This window comes from Cupriavidus cauae, assembly GCF_026210475.1.
In the GTDB taxonomy this organism is placed as follows: domain Bacteria; phylum Pseudomonadota; class Gammaproteobacteria; order Burkholderiales; family Burkholderiaceae; genus Cupriavidus; species Cupriavidus cauae.
Window position 1 is genome coordinate 2,839,527 of the sequence record NZ_CP080293.1, and the last position, 18,081, is coordinate 2,857,607.

Annotated in this window: 20 protein-coding genes and 1 tRNA gene; 8 read left to right on the top strand and 13 right to left on the bottom strand. The window is 66.1% G+C overall.

Features of this window, described 5'->3' with window-relative positions; genetic code table 11:
• Positions 1 to 131: 131 nt before the first annotated feature.
• The 3 genes from thrC to KZ686_RS12710 form a co-directional block, all read right to left on the bottom strand.
• Entirely contained in the window at positions 132 to 1,577 is a 1,446-nt protein-coding gene (gene thrC, locus KZ686_RS12700; protein WP_150084646.1) for a threonine synthase, read from the bottom strand.
• Positions 1,578 to 1,643: 66 nt separating this feature from the next.
• The gene (locus tag KZ686_RS12705) at positions 1,644 to 2,954 is read right to left on the bottom strand and encodes a homoserine dehydrogenase (protein ID WP_149319085.1); all 1,311 of its coding nucleotides are present in this window, start codon (positions 2,952 to 2,954) and stop codon (positions 1,644 to 1,646) included.
• A 72-nt stretch (positions 2,955 to 3,026) separates the two neighbouring features.
• Positions 3,027 to 4,259, bottom strand: coding sequence for a pyridoxal phosphate-dependent aminotransferase (locus KZ686_RS12710; RefSeq protein ID WP_265632545.1), 1,233 nt, complete (start codon positions 4,257 to 4,259; stop codon positions 3,027 to 3,029).
• A 344-nt stretch (positions 4,260 to 4,603) separates the two neighbouring features.
• Between KZ686_RS12710 and KZ686_RS12715 the strand changes: the two genes are divergently transcribed.
• The 5 genes from KZ686_RS12715 (at position 4,604) to KZ686_RS12735 (ending at position 8,963) form a co-directional block, all read left to right on the top strand.
• Complete coding sequence (locus tag KZ686_RS12715; RefSeq protein ID WP_149319087.1) at positions 4,604 to 4,993, top strand: Mth938-like domain-containing protein; 390 nt, start codon at positions 4,604 to 4,606, stop codon at positions 4,991 to 4,993.
• Positions 4,994 to 5,186: 193 nt separating this feature from the next.
• Positions 5,187 to 5,648: a peroxiredoxin gene (locus KZ686_RS12720; RefSeq protein ID WP_150084645.1), complete on the top strand. Its 462-nt coding sequence runs from the start codon at positions 5,187 to 5,189 to the stop codon at positions 5,646 to 5,648.
• A gap of 245 nt (positions 5,649 to 5,893) precedes the next feature.
• Positions 5,894 to 7,597, top strand: a complete 1,704-nt coding sequence (locus KZ686_RS12725; RefSeq protein ID WP_149319089.1) for a PhoH family protein — start codon at positions 5,894 to 5,896, stop codon at positions 7,595 to 7,597.
• 17 nt (positions 7,598 to 7,614) lie between these two features.
• Positions 7,615 to 8,154, top strand: coding sequence for a hypothetical protein (locus KZ686_RS12730; protein ID WP_265632547.1), 540 nt, complete (start codon positions 7,615 to 7,617; stop codon positions 8,152 to 8,154).
• A 62-nt stretch (positions 8,155 to 8,216) separates the two neighbouring features.
• Positions 8,217 to 8,963, top strand: coding sequence for a C40 family peptidase (locus KZ686_RS12735; RefSeq protein WP_149319090.1), 747 nt, complete (start codon positions 8,217 to 8,219; stop codon positions 8,961 to 8,963).
• Positions 8,964 to 9,092: 129 nt separating this feature from the next.
• Here KZ686_RS12735 and KZ686_RS12740 read toward each other — a convergent pair whose 3' ends face one another.
• From KZ686_RS12740 to KZ686_RS12775, 8 genes are all read right to left on the bottom strand, one after another.
• Positions 9,093 to 10,103 (bottom strand): inorganic phosphate transporter, encoded by a 1,011-nt coding sequence (locus KZ686_RS12740; protein ID WP_149319091.1) that lies wholly within the window; start codon positions 10,101 to 10,103, stop codon positions 9,093 to 9,095.
• Positions 10,104 to 10,124: 21 nt separating this feature from the next.
• Positions 10,125 to 10,751, bottom strand: coding sequence for a DUF47 domain-containing protein (locus tag KZ686_RS12745; RefSeq protein ID WP_006575384.1), 627 nt, complete (start codon positions 10,749 to 10,751; stop codon positions 10,125 to 10,127).
• Positions 10,752 to 10,944: 193 nt separating this feature from the next.
• Positions 10,945 to 12,336: a replicative DNA helicase gene (locus KZ686_RS12750; RefSeq protein ID WP_149319092.1), complete on the bottom strand. Its 1,392-nt coding sequence runs from the start codon at positions 12,334 to 12,336 to the stop codon at positions 10,945 to 10,947.
• Positions 12,337 to 12,547: 211 nt separating this feature from the next.
• The gene (gene rplI / locus KZ686_RS12755; RefSeq protein WP_149319093.1) at positions 12,548 to 13,000 is read right to left on the bottom strand and encodes a 50S ribosomal protein L9; all 453 of its coding nucleotides are present in this window, start codon (positions 12,998 to 13,000) and stop codon (positions 12,548 to 12,550) included.
• 27 nt (positions 13,001 to 13,027) lie between these two features.
• Positions 13,028 to 13,306, bottom strand: coding sequence for a 30S ribosomal protein S18 (gene rpsR, locus KZ686_RS12760; RefSeq protein ID WP_265632549.1), 279 nt, complete (start codon positions 13,304 to 13,306; stop codon positions 13,028 to 13,030).
• Positions 13,307 to 13,309: 3 nt separating this feature from the next.
• Complete coding sequence (gene priB, locus KZ686_RS12765) at positions 13,310 to 13,609, bottom strand: primosomal replication protein N (RefSeq protein WP_149319094.1); 300 nt, start codon at positions 13,607 to 13,609, stop codon at positions 13,310 to 13,312.
• 65 nt (positions 13,610 to 13,674) lie between these two features.
• On the bottom strand, positions 13,675 to 14,049 hold the full coding sequence (gene rpsF, locus KZ686_RS12770; protein ID WP_149319095.1) for a 30S ribosomal protein S6: 375 nt from the start codon (positions 14,047 to 14,049) through the stop codon (positions 13,675 to 13,677).
• A gap of 148 nt (positions 14,050 to 14,197) precedes the next feature.
• On the bottom strand, positions 14,198 to 15,193 hold the full coding sequence (locus KZ686_RS12775) for an asparaginase (protein WP_265632550.1): 996 nt from the start codon (positions 15,191 to 15,193) through the stop codon (positions 14,198 to 14,200).
• A gap of 268 nt (positions 15,194 to 15,461) precedes the next feature.
• Here KZ686_RS12775 and lexA point away from each other — a divergent pair, with 268 nt between their 5' ends.
• From lexA to KZ686_RS12790, 3 genes are all read left to right on the top strand, one after another.
• Positions 15,462 to 16,118 carry a transcriptional repressor LexA gene (lexA, locus tag KZ686_RS12780; protein WP_149319097.1) on the top strand — a complete coding sequence of 219 codons (657 nt, stop codon included), beginning with the start codon at positions 15,462 to 15,464 and terminating at the stop codon, positions 16,116 to 16,118.
• Between the two features lie 123 nt (positions 16,119 to 16,241).
• Positions 16,242 to 16,415, top strand: a complete 174-nt coding sequence (locus KZ686_RS12785; protein WP_023265037.1) for a hypothetical protein — start codon at positions 16,242 to 16,244, stop codon at positions 16,413 to 16,415.
• A 269-nt stretch (positions 16,416 to 16,684) separates the two neighbouring features.
• On the top strand, positions 16,685 to 16,834 hold the full coding sequence (locus KZ686_RS12790) for a hypothetical protein (protein WP_265632552.1): 150 nt from the start codon (positions 16,685 to 16,687) through the stop codon (positions 16,832 to 16,834).
• A gap of 86 nt (positions 16,835 to 16,920) precedes the next feature.
• Here KZ686_RS12790 and KZ686_RS12795 read toward each other — a convergent pair.
• Positions 16,921 to 16,996 (bottom strand) — tRNA-His (locus KZ686_RS12795).
• Positions 16,997 to 17,104: 108 nt separating this feature from the next.
• Positions 17,105 to 17,356 carry a hypothetical protein gene (locus KZ686_RS12800; protein WP_149319098.1) on the bottom strand — a complete coding sequence of 84 codons (252 nt, stop codon included), beginning with the start codon at positions 17,354 to 17,356 and terminating at the stop codon, positions 17,105 to 17,107.
• Between the last annotated feature and the right edge of the window lie 725 nt (positions 17,357 to 18,081).

The following is an 18,081-nucleotide window of genomic DNA, read 5'->3' on the forward strand; positions in this document are numbered from 1 at the left end:
CGGCGCTTGCGGCCGCGGCGTCGGGCGGCGGCGGCAAGCGGCTGATTCGATTCGTACCAGCTCGATTGTACGAGCCGATTGTAATGACTCGGCGGCCGCCGCGCAGGCAGGCGCGGCGGCCGGTCTCCGGATTACAGCCCGGTATGCCGGGCGATGTACGCCTTGACCTGCGCCGCGTCGGCCGGCATCACCTCGAAGCGCTGCGGCAGCGCCTCGATGCCCTCGAAGGCGGCCGGACGTTCGGGCTCGTGGCCCAGCGCCTCGCGGATCGTGTCGGCGAACTTGGCCGGCAGCGCGGTTTCCAGCACCACCATCGGCGTGCCCGCCGACAGGTGCTCGCGCGCGACCTTGACGCCGTCGGCGGTGTGGGTGTCGATGGTGATGCCATAGCGCGAGGACAGATCGCGGATCGTCGCGACCCGGTCGTCGTGCGTGCTGCGGCCCGAGACGAAACCGAACTGGCGGATGCGCTCGTAGTCCGGCGTGCCGGACAGGTCGAAGCCGCCCTTGGTATCGACATCGCGGAACAGCTGCGCCAGCTTGCCGGCATCCTGCCCCAGCAGGTCGAAGATGAAGCGCTCGAAGTTGGAGGCCTTCGAGATGTCCATGCTCGGGCTGGAGGTGTGGTAGGTCTCGGCCGACTTGCGCACGCGATAGACGCCGGTGCGGAAGAATTCGTCGAGCACGTCGTTCTCGTTGGTCGCCACCACCAGCTTGTCGATCGGCAAACCCATCATGCGCGCGATGTGGCCGGCGCAGACATTGCCGAAGTTGCCCGACGGCACGCAGAACGAGACCTTCTGGCCGGGGCCATCGGTGGCGAGCAGCCAGCCCTTGAAGTAGTAGACCACCTGCGCGACCACGCGCGCCCAGTTGATCGAATTGACGGTGCCAATCTTCTGGCGCGACTTGAATTCGAGGTCGTTGGAGACCGCCTTGACGATGTCCTGGCAGTCGTCGAACACACCCTGCACTGCCAGATTGAAGATGTTCGGATCCTGCAGGCTGAACATCTGCGCGGTCTGGAACGCGCTCATCTTCTTGTGCGGGCTCAGCATGAAGACGCGGATGCCGCGCTTGCCGCGCATCGCGTATTCGGCCGCGCTGCCGGTGTCGCCCGAGGTCGCGCCCAGGATGTTGAGCTCCTGTCCGGCGCGCGCCAGCGCGTACTCGAACAGGTTGCCCAGCAGCTGCATCGCCATGTCCTTGAAGGCCAGCGTCGGGCCGTTGGACAGGCCCAGCAGGTACAGCGGCGCGCCGGCCTCGTCGCCGAGCTTGCGCAGCGGCGTGATGTCGGCGGTGTTGTCGCCAGCGCGCGCGTTGCAATAGACCTCGGCGGTATAGGTCTTGCGCGTCAGCGCGCGCAGGTCCTCGGCCGGGATGTCGTCGCAGAACCTGGCGAGGATTTCATAGGCGAGGTCCGCGTACGACAGCTTGCGCCACGATTCGAGTTCGTCGGCGCTGACCTGCGGATATTGCTGCGGCAGGTACAGGCCGCCGTCCGGCGCCAGGCCGCCCAGCAGGATCTCGGAGAAGGTTTGCGGCACGTCATGGCCGCGGGTCGACTTGTAGTTCATCGTGATGGTGGCCGCCGGGCCGCGCCAGCGCCCGGGTGGGGCGGCGGCGCGGCCATCGGCAAGGCTTCAGTTCAGTTCTTCCATGCGCAGGCGGGTGACGCCCGAAAGCACCGTCGGCAGCGCCTCGATCCTGGCGATGGCGGCATTGACCTGCTTCTCGCGGGCCAGGTGCGACAGCATGATGATATCGGTCTGCGGCTCGCCCTCGCGCGACTCCTTCTGCAGCATCGCGTCGATCGAGATGCCGGAATCGGCCAGGATGCGGGTGATATCGGCCAGCACGCCGGTCTGGTCCGACACGCGCATGCGTAGATAGTAGCTGCTGGTGACTTCCTCGATCGGCAGCACCGGCACGCTGGACAGCTCGTCCGGCTGGAACGCCAGATGCGGCACGCGGTGCTCCGGATCTGCGGTATGCAGCCGGGTCACGTCGACCAGGTCGGCGATCACCGCCGAGGCGGTCGGCTCGGCGCCGGCGCCCTTGCCGTAGTACAGCGTGGCGCCGACTGCATCGCCCTGCACCAGCACCGCGTTCATCGCGCCCTCGACGTTGGCGATCAGGCGCGAGGCCGGCACCAGCGTCGGATGGACGCGCAGCTCGATACCGTCCTCGCGGCGGCGGGTCAGGCCCAGCAGCTTGATGCGGTAGCCCAGTTCCTCGGCGTACTGGATGTCGATCGCGGACAGGCGCGTGATGCCCTCGACGTGGGTCTTGTCGAACTGCACCGGCATGCCGAAGGCGATCGCGCTCATCAGCGTGATCTTGTGCGCGGCGTCGATGCCCTCGATGTCGAAGGTCGGATCGGCCTCGGCATAGCCCAGCTGCTGGGCCTCCTTCAGCACGGTGTCGAAGTCCAGGCCCTTGTCGCGCATCTCCGACAGGATGAAGTTGGTGGTGCCGTTGATGATGCCGGCGATCCACTGGATGCGGTTGGCGCTCAGGCCCTCGCGCAGCGCCTTGATGATGGGGATGCCGCCGGCCACCGCGGCCTCGAACGCGACCATCACGCCCTTGCTGCGCGCGGCCTCGAAGATCTCGTTGCCGTGCACCGCCAGCAGCGCCTTGTTGGCGGTCACCACATGCTTGCCGTTGGCGATCGCCTGCAGCACCAGTTCGCGGGCGATGCCGTAGCCGCCGATCAGTTCGACCACGATGTCGATGTCGGGATGGCTCACCACCTCGCGCGCATCGGCCACCACCTCGACCTGCCCACCGGTCAGCTCGCGTGCGCGCTCGGTGTTCAGGTCGGCCACCATCGTAATCTCGATGCCGCGGCCCGCGCGGCGGCGGATCTCCTCCTGGTTGCGCTTGAGCACGTCGAACGTGCCGCTACCGACGGTACCGATGCCGAGCAGGCCTACTTTGATGGGGTTCATGGTCAATCAGATTCCAGTTTGCAAATGGGGGAGCGCGACGGTGCGTGCGTTCGGAGCCGGCCGCGGCCGGAGTCAGGCCGTCGCGCCGTGTCGTTTTCGATAGGACTCGAGGAAGCGCCCGACGCGGCCGATCGCCTCGCGCAGGTCTTCTTCGTGCGGCAGGAACACGATGCGGAAATGGTCGGGCTTGGCCCAGTTGAAGCCGCTGCCCTGCACCAGCAGCACCTTCGATTCCTGCAGCAGCTCGTAGATGAATTCCTGGTCGTCCTGGATCGGATACATCGACAGGTCGAGCTTCGGGAACAGGTACAGCGCCGCCTTCGGCTTGACGCAGGTAATGCCCGGGATCTGCGTGATCAGCTCGTAGGCCAGGTCGCGCTGGCGGCGCAGGCGGCCGCCCTCGGCCACCAGGTCGTTGATGCTCTGGTAGCCGCCGAGCGCGGTCTGGATCGCCCACTGGCCCGGCACGTTGGCGCACAGCCGCATCGAGGACAGCATGTTCAGGCCCTCGATATAGTCGTGCGCGGGCCGCTTGTCGCCCGACACCACCATCCAGCCGGCGCGGTAGCCGCACGAGCGGTAGTTCTTCGACAGGCCATTGAAGGTCACCGTCAGCACGTCGGTCGACAGCGCGGCGATCGAGGTGTGCGTATGGCCGTCGTACAGCACCTTGTCGTAGATCTCGTCGGCGAAGATGATCAGCCCGTGCGGGCGCGCGATCGCGACGATCTCGCGCAGCAGCTCGTCCGAGTACAGCGCCCCGGTCGGGTTGTTCGGGTTGATCACGACGATGGCCTTGGTGTTCGGCGTGATCTTCGCGCGGATGTCGTCCAGGTCCGGCATCCAGTCGTTGGCCTCGTCGCACAGGTAGTGCACCGGGGTGCCGCCCGACAGGCTGACCGCGGCCGTCCACAGCGGGTAGTCCGGCGTGGGCACCAGCACCTCGTCGCCGTTGTTCAGCAGCGCGTTCATCGACATCACGATCAGCTCGGACGCGCCGTTGCCGACATAGATGTCTTCCAGGCCGACGCCGTGGATGTTCTTCTGCTGGGTGTAGTGCATGATCGCCTTGCGCGCGGCGAAGATGCCCTTTGAATCCGAGTAGCCCGCCGAGTTCGGCAGGTTGCGCATCATGTCCTGCTGGATCTCCTCCGGCGCATCGAAGCCGAACACGGCCAGGTTGCCGATATTGAGCTTGATGATCTTGTGCCCTTCTTCCTCCATCTGCTTGGCCTTCTCCAGCACCGGGCCGCGGATGTCGTAGCAGACGTTGTTCAGCTTGTTGGATTTCTGGATCGGTTTCACGGCGTGGTCGGGCAGGAGTCTGGCAGGGACAAAGGGAGCATGGGGCCGCCGGTTCGTGCGGCGGCGAACAGGAAATCTGCGTAAAACAGGGGGTCGTCCGGAGCGCGCTTCGCTGCACTGCGGGGCGATGCGAGGGCAGCGCGGCCGGCAGGAAGGCAAAGGCTATAATTTAGCGGATTATGACAGACTTCGGCAGGGATCTTGCGATGCAGCGCGGCCGGACCGCGCTCGCCACCGCCCCGGTCCGCGCCTTCCCGGCGCCGGTTCTGCGACAAGTTCTCCGACAAGCTCCCCGACAAGTTCTCCGCCCAACTCCCCGACCAGTTTCCCCACAAGGTTCCCCCGTGAAACTCCATGCCGACCAGCCCAACGCCATGAACACCGTCACGGCGTATGGCCCGGGCTATATCGAGATCAACAAGGTGCGCTACACCATGTCGGTGCTGGTGATGCCCGAGGGCGAGGTACGGCCCTGGCCCGTCCAGCGCTTCGAGGACCTGGCCGCGGACCAGTTCGAGGGCCTGCTGGACCATGCCCCCGAGGTGGTGCTGCTCGGCACCGGCGACCGCCTGCGCTTTCCGCATCCGCGCCTGACCGCGGCCCTGTCCCGCCGCCATATCGGCGTCGATGCGATGGACATGCCGGCGGCCTGCCGCACCTACAACATCCTGATGGCCGAGGGCCGCAAGGTGGCGGCGGTGCTGCTGCTCGAAGACGCGGCCGCAGGCGGCTGAAGCGGCCGTCCCTGCGGTCGGCCGATGTCTGCCCGACGCCACGCTTGAACTATGCCGACGCGCCCTCATTTGCCGTGAGCACGGCCATGCCCGCGATCCCCGCCCGCCGCGACCGGCCCTCGCCCGAGCCGGCGCGGGGCCGGTCCCCGGCGAGCCGATTTCCCCAGCGCCGCTTCCTCCAGGAGCCATAAGAATGACAGTGAGTCTCAACCAGGCCGTTCCCGATTTCAGCGCACCGGCCACCGGCGGCACCTTCCGCCTCGCCGACTACCGCGGCAAGACGGTGGTGCTGTACTTCTATCCGAAGGACAACACCCCCGGCTGCACCAACGAGGCGATGGACTTCCGCGACCAGCACGAGGCCTTCGAGGCCGCCGGCGCGGTGGTGTTCGGCATCTCGCGCGACAGCATGAAATCGCACGAGAACTTCAAGGCCAAGCTGGAGCTTCCCTTCGAACTGATCTCCGATGCCGACGAAGCGCTGTGCCAACTGTTCGACGTCATCAAGATGAAAAAACTCTATGGCAAGGAAGTGCGCGGCATCGAGCGCAGCACCTTCGTGATCGACGGCAAGGGCAAGCTGCGCCATGAACTGCGCGGCATCAAGGTGCCCAGCCACGTCGACGAAGTGCTCGAACTGGTGCGCGCGATGTGACCTTCACAGGGCAATTGCCAAACGGAAATCGTTCGGATACATTGCCCCGTAATGAGTTCAGATTCTGGTTGCCACGCTGCTTCTCCCCTCCGGCCCAGGCGCACGATGCCCAGGGCCGGTAGCGGAACTGCCGTGCCGTCCGCCCGCACAAGACAAGCCGCCTCGCCCGCTCAACGGGCCCGGCGGCTTTTTCGTCTGTGCGCGGCCCCGCCCGTTTTCCCCTCCCCCTGAAAGGAACGCCCAGCATGCCGCTGCCGACCATGCCCGCCAAGCCTGCACAACTGCTGGACCCGAGCGAGTTCGCTCCGGTTGCAAGGTTGCCGAAGTCCGCGACGCAGGCAAGAAAGCCCGTTCCGGCCTTGGAACGCGTGGCCCTGCTTGAAAGCGGACCCAGCGAAGCCGCCGCGCCCGCGGTCGAGGCCCGTGCCGCCGGCACGCGCGCCCGCGCGAAAGACGTGCCGAGCGCCCCGGTGTCGACGACGCCGGCCTCGCCCGTGTCGCTGGTCAAGACCAGCACCGGCACCACCAGCCGCCGGCAGCGCAAGGACACCGGCCCAGCCAAGCTGTTCGTGCTCGACACCAATGTGCTGATGCACGATCCGAGTTCGCTGTTCCGCTTCGAGGAGCACGACATCTATCTGCCGATGATGACGCTCGAGGAGCTGGACAACCACAAGAAGGGCATGAGCGAAGTCGCGCGCAACGCGCGCGCGGTCAGCCGCACGCTCGACGCGCTGGTGGCCGGCACCGACGGCGTGCTCGACGAAGGCCTGCCGCTGGCCAAGCTGGGCAACCGCGACGCGCAGGGGACGCTGTTCTTCCAGACCCGGCTGAACGACACCAAGCTGCCCGAAGGGCTGCCCGAGGGCAAGGCCGACAACCAGATCCTGGCGGTGGTCAGCGCGCTGCGGCAGCAGCATCCGGAACGCGACGTCGTGCTGGTGTCCAAGGACATCAACATGCGGATCAAGGCCCGGGCGCTGGGCCTGCCGGCCGAGGACTATTTCAACGACCAGGTCCTCGAGGACAAGGACTTGCTGTACTCGGGCGTGATGGTGCTGCCCAACGATTTCTGGACCCGGCACGGCAAGGGCGTCGAGAGCTGGCAGGACCCGAAGACCGGCGCGATGTTCTACCGGCTGACCGGCCCGCTGGTACCCTCCTTCCTCGTCAACCAGTTCGTCTACCTGGAACCGATGGACGGCAGCCTGCCGCTGTACGCGCAGGTCAAGGAGATCAACGGCAAGACTGCGCTGCTGCAGACGCTGAAGGACTACACGCACCACAAGAACAACGTCTGGAGCGTGACCGCACGCAACCGCGAGCAGAACTTCGCGCTGAACCTGCTGATGAACCCCGACATCGACTTCGTCACGCTGCTGGGCCAGGCCGGCACCGGCAAGACGCTGCTGGCGCTGGCCGCGGGGCTGGAGCAGGTGCTGGACCAGAAGCTGTACAACGAGATCATCGTCACGCGGGCGACCGTGCCGGTCGGCGAGGACATCGGCTTCCTGCCGGGCACCGAGGAAGAGAAGATGCAGCCGTGGATGGGCGCGTTCGACGACAACCTCGAGGTCCTGCAGAAGAGCGACGACAGCGCCGGCGAATGGGGGCGCGCCGCCACGCAGGAACTGATCCGCTCGCGCATCAAGGTCAAGAGCATGAACTTCATGCGCGGCCGCACCTTCGTCAACAAGTTCGTCATCATCGACGAGGCGCAGAACCTGACGCCCAAGCAGATGAAGACGCTGGTCACGCGCGCGGGCCCTGGCACCAAGATCGTCTGCCTCGGCAATATCGCGCAGATCGACACGCCGTACCTGACCGAAGGCTCGTCGGGCCTGACCTTCGTGGTCGACCGCTTCAAGGGCTGGAGCCACAGCGGCCATATCACGCTGGCGCGCGGCGAGCGTTCGCGCCTGGCCGACCACGCGGCGGACGTGCTGTGAGCGGACGGAGGCAAGCGATGCGAAGCGATCGCTGGCAGCGCGCCTCCGGCGCGCTGATCCCCTGCCTGATGGCGGCCAGCGCGGTCACCGCGCCGGGGCTGCTGCGTGCGCAGGCCATCTCCGAACCGGCCGCGGCGCCGCCCCCGGGCGCGACCGCGCCGGCGCCCGGCGCGGTACCGCCATCCGTTCAGCCGCCCACGCCAGCCCCTGCGCCAGTGGTCGCGCCACCGGTCAACGAGCCGGTGATCCGCACCGTCGGCGCGGTCAGCTATGTCTGCGGCGGCGTCGGCGAGGACGAGCAACGGCGGCTGGCCGCACGCCAGAAACAGTTCAACATGGGCGTGCTGTTTACGCAGGGCGCGACCGGTGAATACCTGGCCGATGTCGAGGTCCGACTGATGCGCAAAGGCCACGAAGTGGCGCGATTTCGTACCGAAGGGCCGCGCTGCCTGATCAAGGCGCCGGAGGGCCGCTACAATGTGCACGCCACTTACAACGGCCAGCCCAAGTCCATGACCGTCGGCACCGGCACCTACGACGCGCAGTTGCGCTGGTAGCCATCCGGGCATCGCGCAGCGATGCCCCGGTCGAAGGACCGCACCGGCTGGCCCACCAGTCCATGCGATCGACCAGCACCGGCCTTCCTTCTTCGCTTCCCTCGACGCTTCCCTCGACGCTTCCCTCGACGCTGTCGTCGATTCGATCCGCGGTGATTGACACGCGCCGGCTGCTGGTGGGCGCCCTCGCCCTGCTGCTGGCGGCCTGCGCCAGCACGCCGCCCTCGCGCCATGGCGGCCATGCCCGCAACACGCCGCGCGCGCCGATCGTCGAGCCGAGCGCCGGCCTCGAAGAGATCTCGATCCAGGCGATGTCGCTGGTCGGCACGCCCTACCGCTACGGCGGCAATACGCCCGATTCCGGCTTCGACTGCAGCGGCCTGGTCCGCTACGTGGTGTCGCGCGCGGCCAACGTCAATCTGCCGCGCACCACCGAGGCGATGGGCACGCGCGGCACGCCGCTATCGCGCGATCAGGTGGCCTCGGGCGATCTGGTGTTCTTCAACACCACGGGGCGGGCGAACTCGCATGTCGGCATCTACGTCGGCCAGAACCGCTTCGTGCACGCGCCGTCGAGCGGCGGCACCGTGCGGCTGGAGGACATGACCAAGTCCTATTGGGCGTCGCGTTACAACGGCGCGCGGCGCATCGCCAACGCCGCGGTACCGGTCGCGCCGAGCACGCCGGTTCCGCAGGCGGTGCCGGCTGTGCCCGTCTCCCCGCCGCCGCCCGCAGCGCCTTCGCCGGCGCCCGCCCCGGCGCCGGTCCCGGAAGACGACGATCCGATCGCCGCCTTCGCCAATCGCTGAGCCGCTTGGCCTTGGCCCACGGCACACTGAGCCGGTGGACCGGCGCCCAGCCGAAAAACGGAGTCCCAATGACAAAGGCCAGGCAAATGCCTGGCCTTGTCTTTCATCGCCTGCCCTTGCGGGCAAGCCTCACAGCAGATGCCGCCCGATCCACCAGGCGATCGCCGCCATGAAGGCCGACGCCGGAATGGTCAGCACCCAGGCCCAGACGATGTTGCCGGCCACGCCCCAGCGCACCGCCGAGGTCTTGCGCACCGAGCCCACACCGACGATGGCGCCGGTGATCGTATGCGTGGTCGAGACCGGCACGCCCAGCGTGGAAGCGAGGAACAGCGAGATCGCGCCGCCCGTCTCCGCGCAGAAGCCGCCCACCGGCTTGAGCTTGGTGATCTTCTGGCCCATGGTCCGCACGATGCGCCAGCCGCCGAACAGCGTGCCCATGCCGATCGCGACGTAGCAGCTGACGATGACCCAGGTCGGCGGCGCGCTGTCGCTCTGCATCACGTGGCCGCTGGCGATCAGCAGCATCCAGATGATGCCGATGGTCTTCTGCGCGTCATTGCCGCCGTGGCCCAGGCTGTAGAGCGAGGCCGACACCAGCTGCAGGCGGCGGAACCAGCGGTCCACGCGCGACGGCGGCGTACGGAAGAAGGTCCAGCCGACCACCAGCATCAGCAGCGAGCCGAGCAGCATGCCCGCCAGCGGGGAGATCAGGATGAATGCCACGGTCTTCAGCAGGCCGCTGGCGACCAGTGCGCCGGTGCCCGCCTTGGCCACCGCGGCGCCCACCAGGCCGCCGATCAGCGCGTGCGAGGACGAGGACGGGATGCCGTAATACCAGGTGATCAGGTTCCACGCGATCGCCCCGACCAGGGCGCCGAAGACCACGTAGTGGTCGACGATATTGACGTCGATGGTGCCCGTGCCGACCGTGGCCGCCACCTTCAGATGGAAGACGAAGATTGCGATCACGTTGCAGACGGCGGCCAGCGCCACTGCGTGATGGGGCTTGAGCACGCCGGTCGATACCACGGTCGCGATCGAGTTCGCGGCATCGTGAAAGCCGTTCATGAAATCGAACAGCAGAGCGAGCGTCACCAGCAGGACGATCACCCACAAGCTCATTTGTACAGTCTGCATGCGGAGTTCCGGTGGGCGCGCTCAGGCGTTTTCCAGCACGATGCCTTCGATGATGTTGGCCACGTCCTCGCACTTGTCCGTGATCGTCTCGAGCTGCTCGAAGATGGCCTTCATCTTGATCAGCCGCTTGACGTCGGTCTCGTCGCGGAACAGCTTGGAAATCGCCCCGCGCATCAACCGGTCAGCCTCGGATTCGAGCTGATCGATCTGCTGGGCCGTCTTCAGGATCGTGCTGGCGTTGCCCATGTCCTCGAGCAGGCCGACCGCGATCTTGACCAGTTCGCAGCACTGCACGCAGATCGAGGCGAGCTTGCGGGCCTCGTCGGTCAGGCTGGTGACGTCGTACAGCGTGATGGTCTCGGCCACGTCCTCCATCAGGTCGAGGATGTCGTCCATGGTCGTGATCAGCTTGTGGATCTCGTCCCGGTCGAGCGGCGTGATGAAGGTCTTGTGCAGCAGATCGATGGTGTCGTGCGTGATCCGGTCCGCCTTCTTCTCGGTGGCCTGCACGCGCCGCGCGTGGGCTTCGGCATTGCCGAGATCGTTGATCAGCGTTTCCAGTTCGCGCGATGCGGTGACCGCGCAGTCGGCGTGCTGGTTGAAGTATTCGAAGAACTTGCCCTCGGTGGGCATGAATCGGCCGAACATGGCTGTTCCTTGTCGCGGCGCGCTGGCGCGCCGTCTCGTTGGGAATGACTGGATTGCGGGAGAGATTGCGCAACAGCCGGCGTTGCCGCCGGCTGTCACGGAAAAGCAATATTCTACAGGGTAGTCGGCGCGTGACGTACGCTTTGTGTGGCGCAACACGACAGCGCGCCACCCGCCTGCCGCGCCCGCGCGGTCAGGTATCGTTGTCGAAGAACGCCGGGCCGCCGCTGAAGTTGTCGAACTTGGTGAACTGGCCCAGGAAGGTCAGCCGCACGGTACCGATCGGACCGTTACGCTGCTTGCCGATGATGATTTCGGCGGTGCCCTTGTCCTGCGAGTCCGGGTTGTAGACCTCGTCGCGATAGATGAACAGGATCACGTCGGCATCCTGTTCGATGGCGCCCGATTCGCGCAGGTCGGACATCACGGGACGCTTGTTGGGACGCTGCTCCAGGCTGCGGTTCAGCTGCGACAGCGCGATCACCGGGCAGTTGAGCTCCTTGGCCAGGCCCTTGAGCGAACGCGAGATTTCCGAGATCTCGGTGGCGCGGTTCTCGCCGCCGCCCGAGCCCGACATCAGCTGCAGATAGTCGATGATGATCAGGCCAAGCTGGCCGCATTGGCGCGCCAGCCGGCGCGAACGCGCGCGCAGCTCCATCGGGTTCAGCGCCGGCGTCTCGTCGATGAACAGCTGCGCGTCGTTCATCCGCTGGATCGCATGCGTCAGCCGCGGCCAGTCCTCGTCGAGCAGCCGGCCGGTGCGCAGGCGATGCTGGTCGAGGCGGCCGACCGAGCCCAGCATACGCATGGCCAGCTGCGTGCCGGCCATTTCCATCGAGAACACCGCCACCGGCAGGCCCTGCTCGACCGCGACGTGCTCGCCGATGTTCAGCGAGAACGCGGTCTTGCCCATCGACGGACGGCCGGCGACGATGATCAGGTCGCCCGGCTGCATGCCGCTGGTCATCCGGTCCAGGTCGAGAAAGCCGGTCGGCACGCCGGTGACATCGGTATTGGTGTCGCGGTGATAGAGCTCGTCGATCCGTTCCACCACCTGCGTCAGCAGCGGCTGGATCTCCTGGAAGCCCTTCTGCCCGCGCGAGCCTTCCTCGGCGATCGCGAAGACCTTGGATTCGGCCTCGTCCAGCAGCTCGCGCACCTCGCGGCCCTTCGGCGCAAAGGCCGAGGTCGCGATGTCGTCGGCCACCGTGACCAGCTTGCGCAGCACCGAGCGCTCGCGCACGATTTCGGCGTAGCGGCGGATATTGGCCGCGCTCGGCGTGTTCTGCGCCAGCGAGTTCAGATAGGCGAGACCGCCGACCTCCTCGGCCTTGCCGGCCACCTGCAGCATCTCGTAGACCGTGATCACGTCGGCCGGCTTGGTGTCCGAGATCAGCCGCGCGATGCTCTGGAAGATCATCCGGTGGTCGAAGCGATAGAAGTCCGCCTCTGACAGGAAATCGGCGATGCGGTCCCAGGCCGCGTTATCCAGCAGCAGGCCACCCAGCACCGATTGCTCGGCCTCGATGGAATGCGGCGGGACTTTGAGATTGTCGAGTTGGGGATCGGCGACGGGCGCGTTCATGGGGGGCAATTATAGCGGCCCGCCCGCGCATGGCCGAGCGAATCTCGGCCGGCGGAGGACCCGATGATGGTGGCGCCGCGCACAACGCGCATGCGTGCGGGCGCCACAAAGAAAAAAGGCAGAAGCGGCTGTCAGCCTGCTCCTGCCTTTTGCTGGCCTGGCCGGGCCGCGGCGGCGCGAACGGATGTCGCGCCGGTCGCGGCCGGCAGGCTTAGACGTGCTCGCCCAGCACCGAGACGGTGATGTCGACCGCGACGTCCGTGTGCAGCGACACGCTGATCGGATAGTCGCCGACCATCTTCAGCGGACCGTTCGGCAGACGAACCTGCGCCTTCTCGACCTTGAAGCCCTGGCCAGCCAGCGCTTCGGCGATGTCGGCGTTGGTCACCGAGCCGAACAGACGGCCGTCCACGCCCGACTTCTGCGTGATCTGGACGGTCAGGCCGCTCAGCTTCTCGCCTTCGGCTTGCGCGGCGGCCAGCTTCTCGGCGGCGGCCTTTTCCAGCTCGGCGCGCTTGGCCTCGAACTCGGCGATGGCGGTCTGCGTCGCGCGGCGGGCACGCTTGGACGGGATCAGGAAGTTACGGGCGTAACCATCCTTGACGCGAACGATGTCACCCAGGTTGCCCAGGTTGACGACTTTTTCCAGCAGAATGACTTGCATCGTGTTTTCTCCTTAGCGACCAGGCGATCAGTTCTTGTGCAGGTCGGTGTACGGCAGCAGCGCCAGGAAGCGGGCGCGCTTGATTGCCGTGTCGAGCTGACGCTGATAGTGCGCCTTGGTGCCGGTCAGACGAGCCGGCGTGATCTTGCCGTTGTCGCCGATGAAGTCCTTCAGCGTCTCCAGATCCTTGTAGTCGATCTGTTCGACGCCGGCCACGGTGAAGCGGCAGAAGCGCTTGCGCTTGAACAGCGGGTTCTGCTGCTGGAAGCGCTTCTTGTTCTTGTTGTCACGTTTGACGAATGCCATGGTTCAATCCTTTACGAATGCTTTACATCCAGTGATGTGAAAGACGAGAGCCTTGCTGTTGCGGTGCCTGCGGGCGAGAAAGCCTTCGCAGTCGAGCACCGTGCCGAGCGGCGTGCGCTCCAGGTGCTGGCCGACCGGACCGACGCCCATCGCGGCGATCGCGAACTCGACCTGCCGCGGCGTCTGCGCCTCGACCACCTCGCCGCCGTATTGCAGAAGGCAATTGACGACGGGGATGCCGGCCGGCGTGTAGCGCAACGCGTCGCGCTCGACGAGGGTGGCGTGCAGCCTCAGCTGGTTCATCGCGCCACCGCCTCTCGCATGCCGCCCCGGTCATGCCGGAGCGAACCGCACACAGCAGACCGCACTCAGGCGGCCTGGCCTTCGCTGGTTTGCTGCGAAGCCTTGCGGGCTTCTTCGCGCTGGACTTCCTTCATCATCGGCGACGGGCCGGTCTCGGCCTTCTTCGTCTGGACGATCAGGTGGCGCAGCACGGCGTCGTTGAACTTGAACGCGTGCTCGAGCTCAGCCAGCGTGTCCTTGCCGCACTCGATGTTCAGGCAAACGTAGTGAGCCTTGGCCAGCTTCTGGATCATGTAGGCCAGTTGACGACGGCCCCAGTCTTCCACGCGGTGCACCTGGCCGTTCTGCGACGTGACCAGCGTCTTGTAACGCTCGATCATGGCCGGCACTTGCTCGCTCTGGTCCGGATGGACGATGAATACGATTTCGTAATGACGCATTGACGCTCCTTTTGGGATAAGCCGCCCGGGCGCCAAGTCCGGTGCAGCAAGGGTTAAATAGCCCGCGAGTATAGCCCGGAACGGCCACGGCGGCAAGCCGCATGAGGTCCCGGCTGGATCTGCGGCGCTCTGGCTTGCGCCGCCTACATCAGATCTGCGCGAAGAACTGCTGCAAACGCACCGGATCGCCGGCCAGCGCGGGATCGGCGCCAAGCGCCAGCAGCAGCGCGACCCGGGCCTTGTACGGATTCAGATCGCCGGCCGATACGAAGGCGCCCGCCGACGGATTGGGCTGCGCCGGGGCGATCACATTACCGGCACCGGTGCGCGTGCTGCGCACCACCGCGACACCGGCGCGCGCCGCGTCGACAAGCGCCGCCACCAGCGTCTCGTGGATCGATCCATTGCCGGCCGCCGCGACCACCAGGCCCCGCACTCCGCTGCCGACCAGCGCATCGACCACCACGCGGCCCGGTTGCGCATAGCTGGCGACGATCTCGACCGCGGGCCAGTTCTGCGGCAGCGGCAGGGCCTGCCGGGGCAGACGCAGCGGCGCACGCGTGAAGCGCACCAGCGCGTCCTGCACCAGCCCGATCGGCCCGGTGCCCGGAGAGGCGAACGCGTCGACGGCCGAGGTGTGCGCCTTGACCGCGTCGCGTCCTGCGTGAATCTCCTGATTGATGACCACCAGCACGCCCTTGTCCGCCGCGTCAGGATGCGCCGCGACGCGTACGGCATCGAGCAGGTTCAGGGGGCCATCGGCCGACAGCGAGGTCGCCGGCCGCATCGCCGCGGTCAGCACCACCGGCACGCTGGCCACGCCGGCAAGATGCAGCAGCATCGCCGTTTCTTCGAGCGAATCGGTGCCGTGCGTGATCACGATGCCGGCCACGTCGTCCTGCGTGGACCAGTGGTGGACCCGCGCCGCCAGCCGCGCCCACAGGCCGAACGACATGTCCTTGCTGTCGATCTGCGCGACCTGCTCCGCCTCGATCCGCGCGACGTCCTTCAGCGCCGGGACAGCCTCGAGCAGTGCCGACACCGGCACGGTCGCCGCCTGATAACGCGCGCTGCTGGCGGCGCTGGACGAGGAACCGGCGATGGTGCCGCCAGTGGCAAGAACGATCACGCGAGGCAAGGTCATGGGCACGAGATATCCGTAAACAGGCGGCGATTGTACCCGCCGCGACGGCCCGCTCCCCTACGGTCTTGCCCTGCCCCGCAGCCCGACCGTCCGGCCTCGAAAGTGGACGAGGATGCAAATTCCTCTTGCACTTCGATCGATACTGTATAAAATCACAGCACACTGTTCAAACGTACAGTGTTGCACATGGCGGCCACCGACGGCCTGCACGCTTCGCAGCGCGCGCCACCGGCCGGACCGCCACCGGATACAACAACACGGACAAGCCATGGCGACTCTGACACCCCGGCAGCAGCAGATCTTCGACCTGATCCGCAACACCATCCGGCAGACCGGCATTCCGCCGACCCGCGCCGAGATCGCTGCGGAATTCGGCTTTTCGTCGCCGAACTCGGCCGAAGAACATCTGCGCGCGCTGGCTCGCAAGGGCGTGATCGAGCTGACGCCCGGCGCCTCGCGCGGCATCCGGCTCAAGGTCAATCGCAGCGACTCCGAAATGCCGGACCAGTTCTCGCTGCCGATGGCCGGCGTGATGCAGCTGACGCTGCCACTGGTCGGCCGTGTCGCCGCCGGCAGCCCGATCCTGGCGGCCGAGCATATCGACCGCCAATACCAGGTCGACGCCTCGGTCTTCGACGAACGCCCCGACTACCTGCTGCGCGTACGCGGCATGAGCATGCGCGACGCCGGCATCTTCGATGGCGACCTGCTCGCGGTCAAACGCGCGCAGGATGCCGCCAACGGCAAGATCGTGGTGGCACGCATCGGCGAGGACGTGACCGTCAAACGGCTCAAGCATCGCGGCGACGCGATCGAGCTGATCGCCGAGAACCCGGACTTCGCCAACATCATCGTGCGGCCCGGACGCGAGGAATTCTCGCTTGAAGGCATCGCCGTCGGACTGATCCGCCAGTCCGGCTTCTAGCCCAACGAAGCAATCCGGCAGGCGCCGCCGCCTTGGCGCCAACCTCAGTCATGCAGCCACACGAGCCGCAGGGCCCCGTGTTGCCGCAAGACTTCCGCTGACGCCTTACCGAAGAGGACCACCATGCTGCAAGCCGACCGCTCCCTGACCCGTTACCCCGTCAAGCCCACGCCGTTCCGCCAGTCCAAAGGTGTCCGCATCTACCAGGGCGCGCAGCGCCGCACCATGGTCGGCAGCATGGCGGCGATCTGCCGGATGCTCGAACTCGATCAGCCGGGGGTGAAGTTGAATGCGTGAGGTTGATCGCGTGAGGTTGATCGCGTGCGGTCTAGCGCGGGAGGTCTGGCGCGTGAATTCGAACGTGCGAGGCAAGCCGCGTTCGTGCGATCGCAGCGACAAGATCGACTGCGTTGAGCGCCTGCGCGCGCGTCCGCGCGAGACGCGGGATATGGCCGCCCGATCGAAAGCGACGGCTCTCGCGCATCGCAACAAACCCTTACAACTCGGACCGTGAATTCGTTAACGCATGGCCTAGCCTGTTCCCATGCTTTTCGAAGGAGACGGCCATGCCTTCGTCAGACGACACCGTCAAGCTGCTTCGCCCCGGTCGCCGCACCATGAACTGGCACGACGTGGCACTGATCGCAGCGGGTTGGATCGCCTTGTGCATGGGTATTGGGTGGACGATCACCAAGGCCGCTGCAAGGCTGGTTTGAGGACCGACTTGAGGCGCTGGCCCGCCCGATGATGCTCGCCACAAAGCAAAACAGCCGCTCGATGAGCGGCTGTTTGCATGGGATCTTGGGGTGGCTGATGGGACTCGAACCCACGACGACAGGAATCACAATCCTGGACTCTACCAACTGAGCTACAGCCACCGTAGCGCCGTCGTCAGTACTGCTCGACGGAAACCAAGATTATACAAACTTCGTTTGGCGATGGCTAGTACTACGCACAAAAATTTTCGTGCGTAGTCGAACGGCGCATCAGGACCAGCGGGCTTCGAGGCGGATCGCCTCGCGGATCGCCTCGATCGTTTCTTCCTCGGACTGATACGTACCAGGCAGTCTTCGGCTCCTGCCGTTCAGCACATCGGTCTGCAGTGCCGCGGCCGCGGCCGCATCCGTGCCGCGATGCCAGCAGTAGCGGGCGGTCCAGGTACCGTTCTGCAACCGCTCGACCACCCAGACGACGCGGAAGCCTTCGAACGCGACACCAAACAAGCCGTCTTCTTCCATTCCACCCTCCGAGGCCAGACCTTCTTGTCGTTTTTGGCTACATCTTGCCATCACCCGGTTGGGGGGTCACCTCTTTGCAGCAGGCAAACGAGAATGATTCGCGGGGACGTTGCTCGACGGCATCACGCCGGCAGCGGCAAGGCGGGAGGGAAACGGGGCGGACGGCGGAGGAAGGGAAAGCAGAAGGCGGAAGCGGCGGGGAAATGCGGTGCAAAAAAAAGTCCGCACACGGCGGACTCTTAAACTCTTGCGATCTCAATGCCCTGAAGGCAATTGCAATGTAACTGTCATCGCCGCCAAGCACTATTCGGGTAAACGAAAGGACCGGCGACCGACCCCGGACACGCCCGGCTCCAGGACAAAAAAAGCCCGCACTAGGCGGGCTCCAAAATCAGTTGAAGAAAGCCCTGTATTCGAGGGCACAGACAGTTTAAGAAAATCGGAATCGGCTTGGCTATCTAGGGGAATCCCTTTCCTGGTGCCTGCCATCGCCTGCACTGGCGTGGAAAGTGGCTGCAACGCGGCGGCACGGCGGGTGCGGGACCATGCCCGATTCGAAATTAGAATCTGCACTCCAATCGGCGGCGGCCATCTACCGCCGCTCGACCGCCGAGCGCCGACCGCTCGGCTGCCGATCACCTGTCACCGGTACCTGTCACCGGCTCCTTGTGACCGGCGGCCCCTTATCATCGACTACCGGTCAGCGACTGCCTGTCAGCAACGGC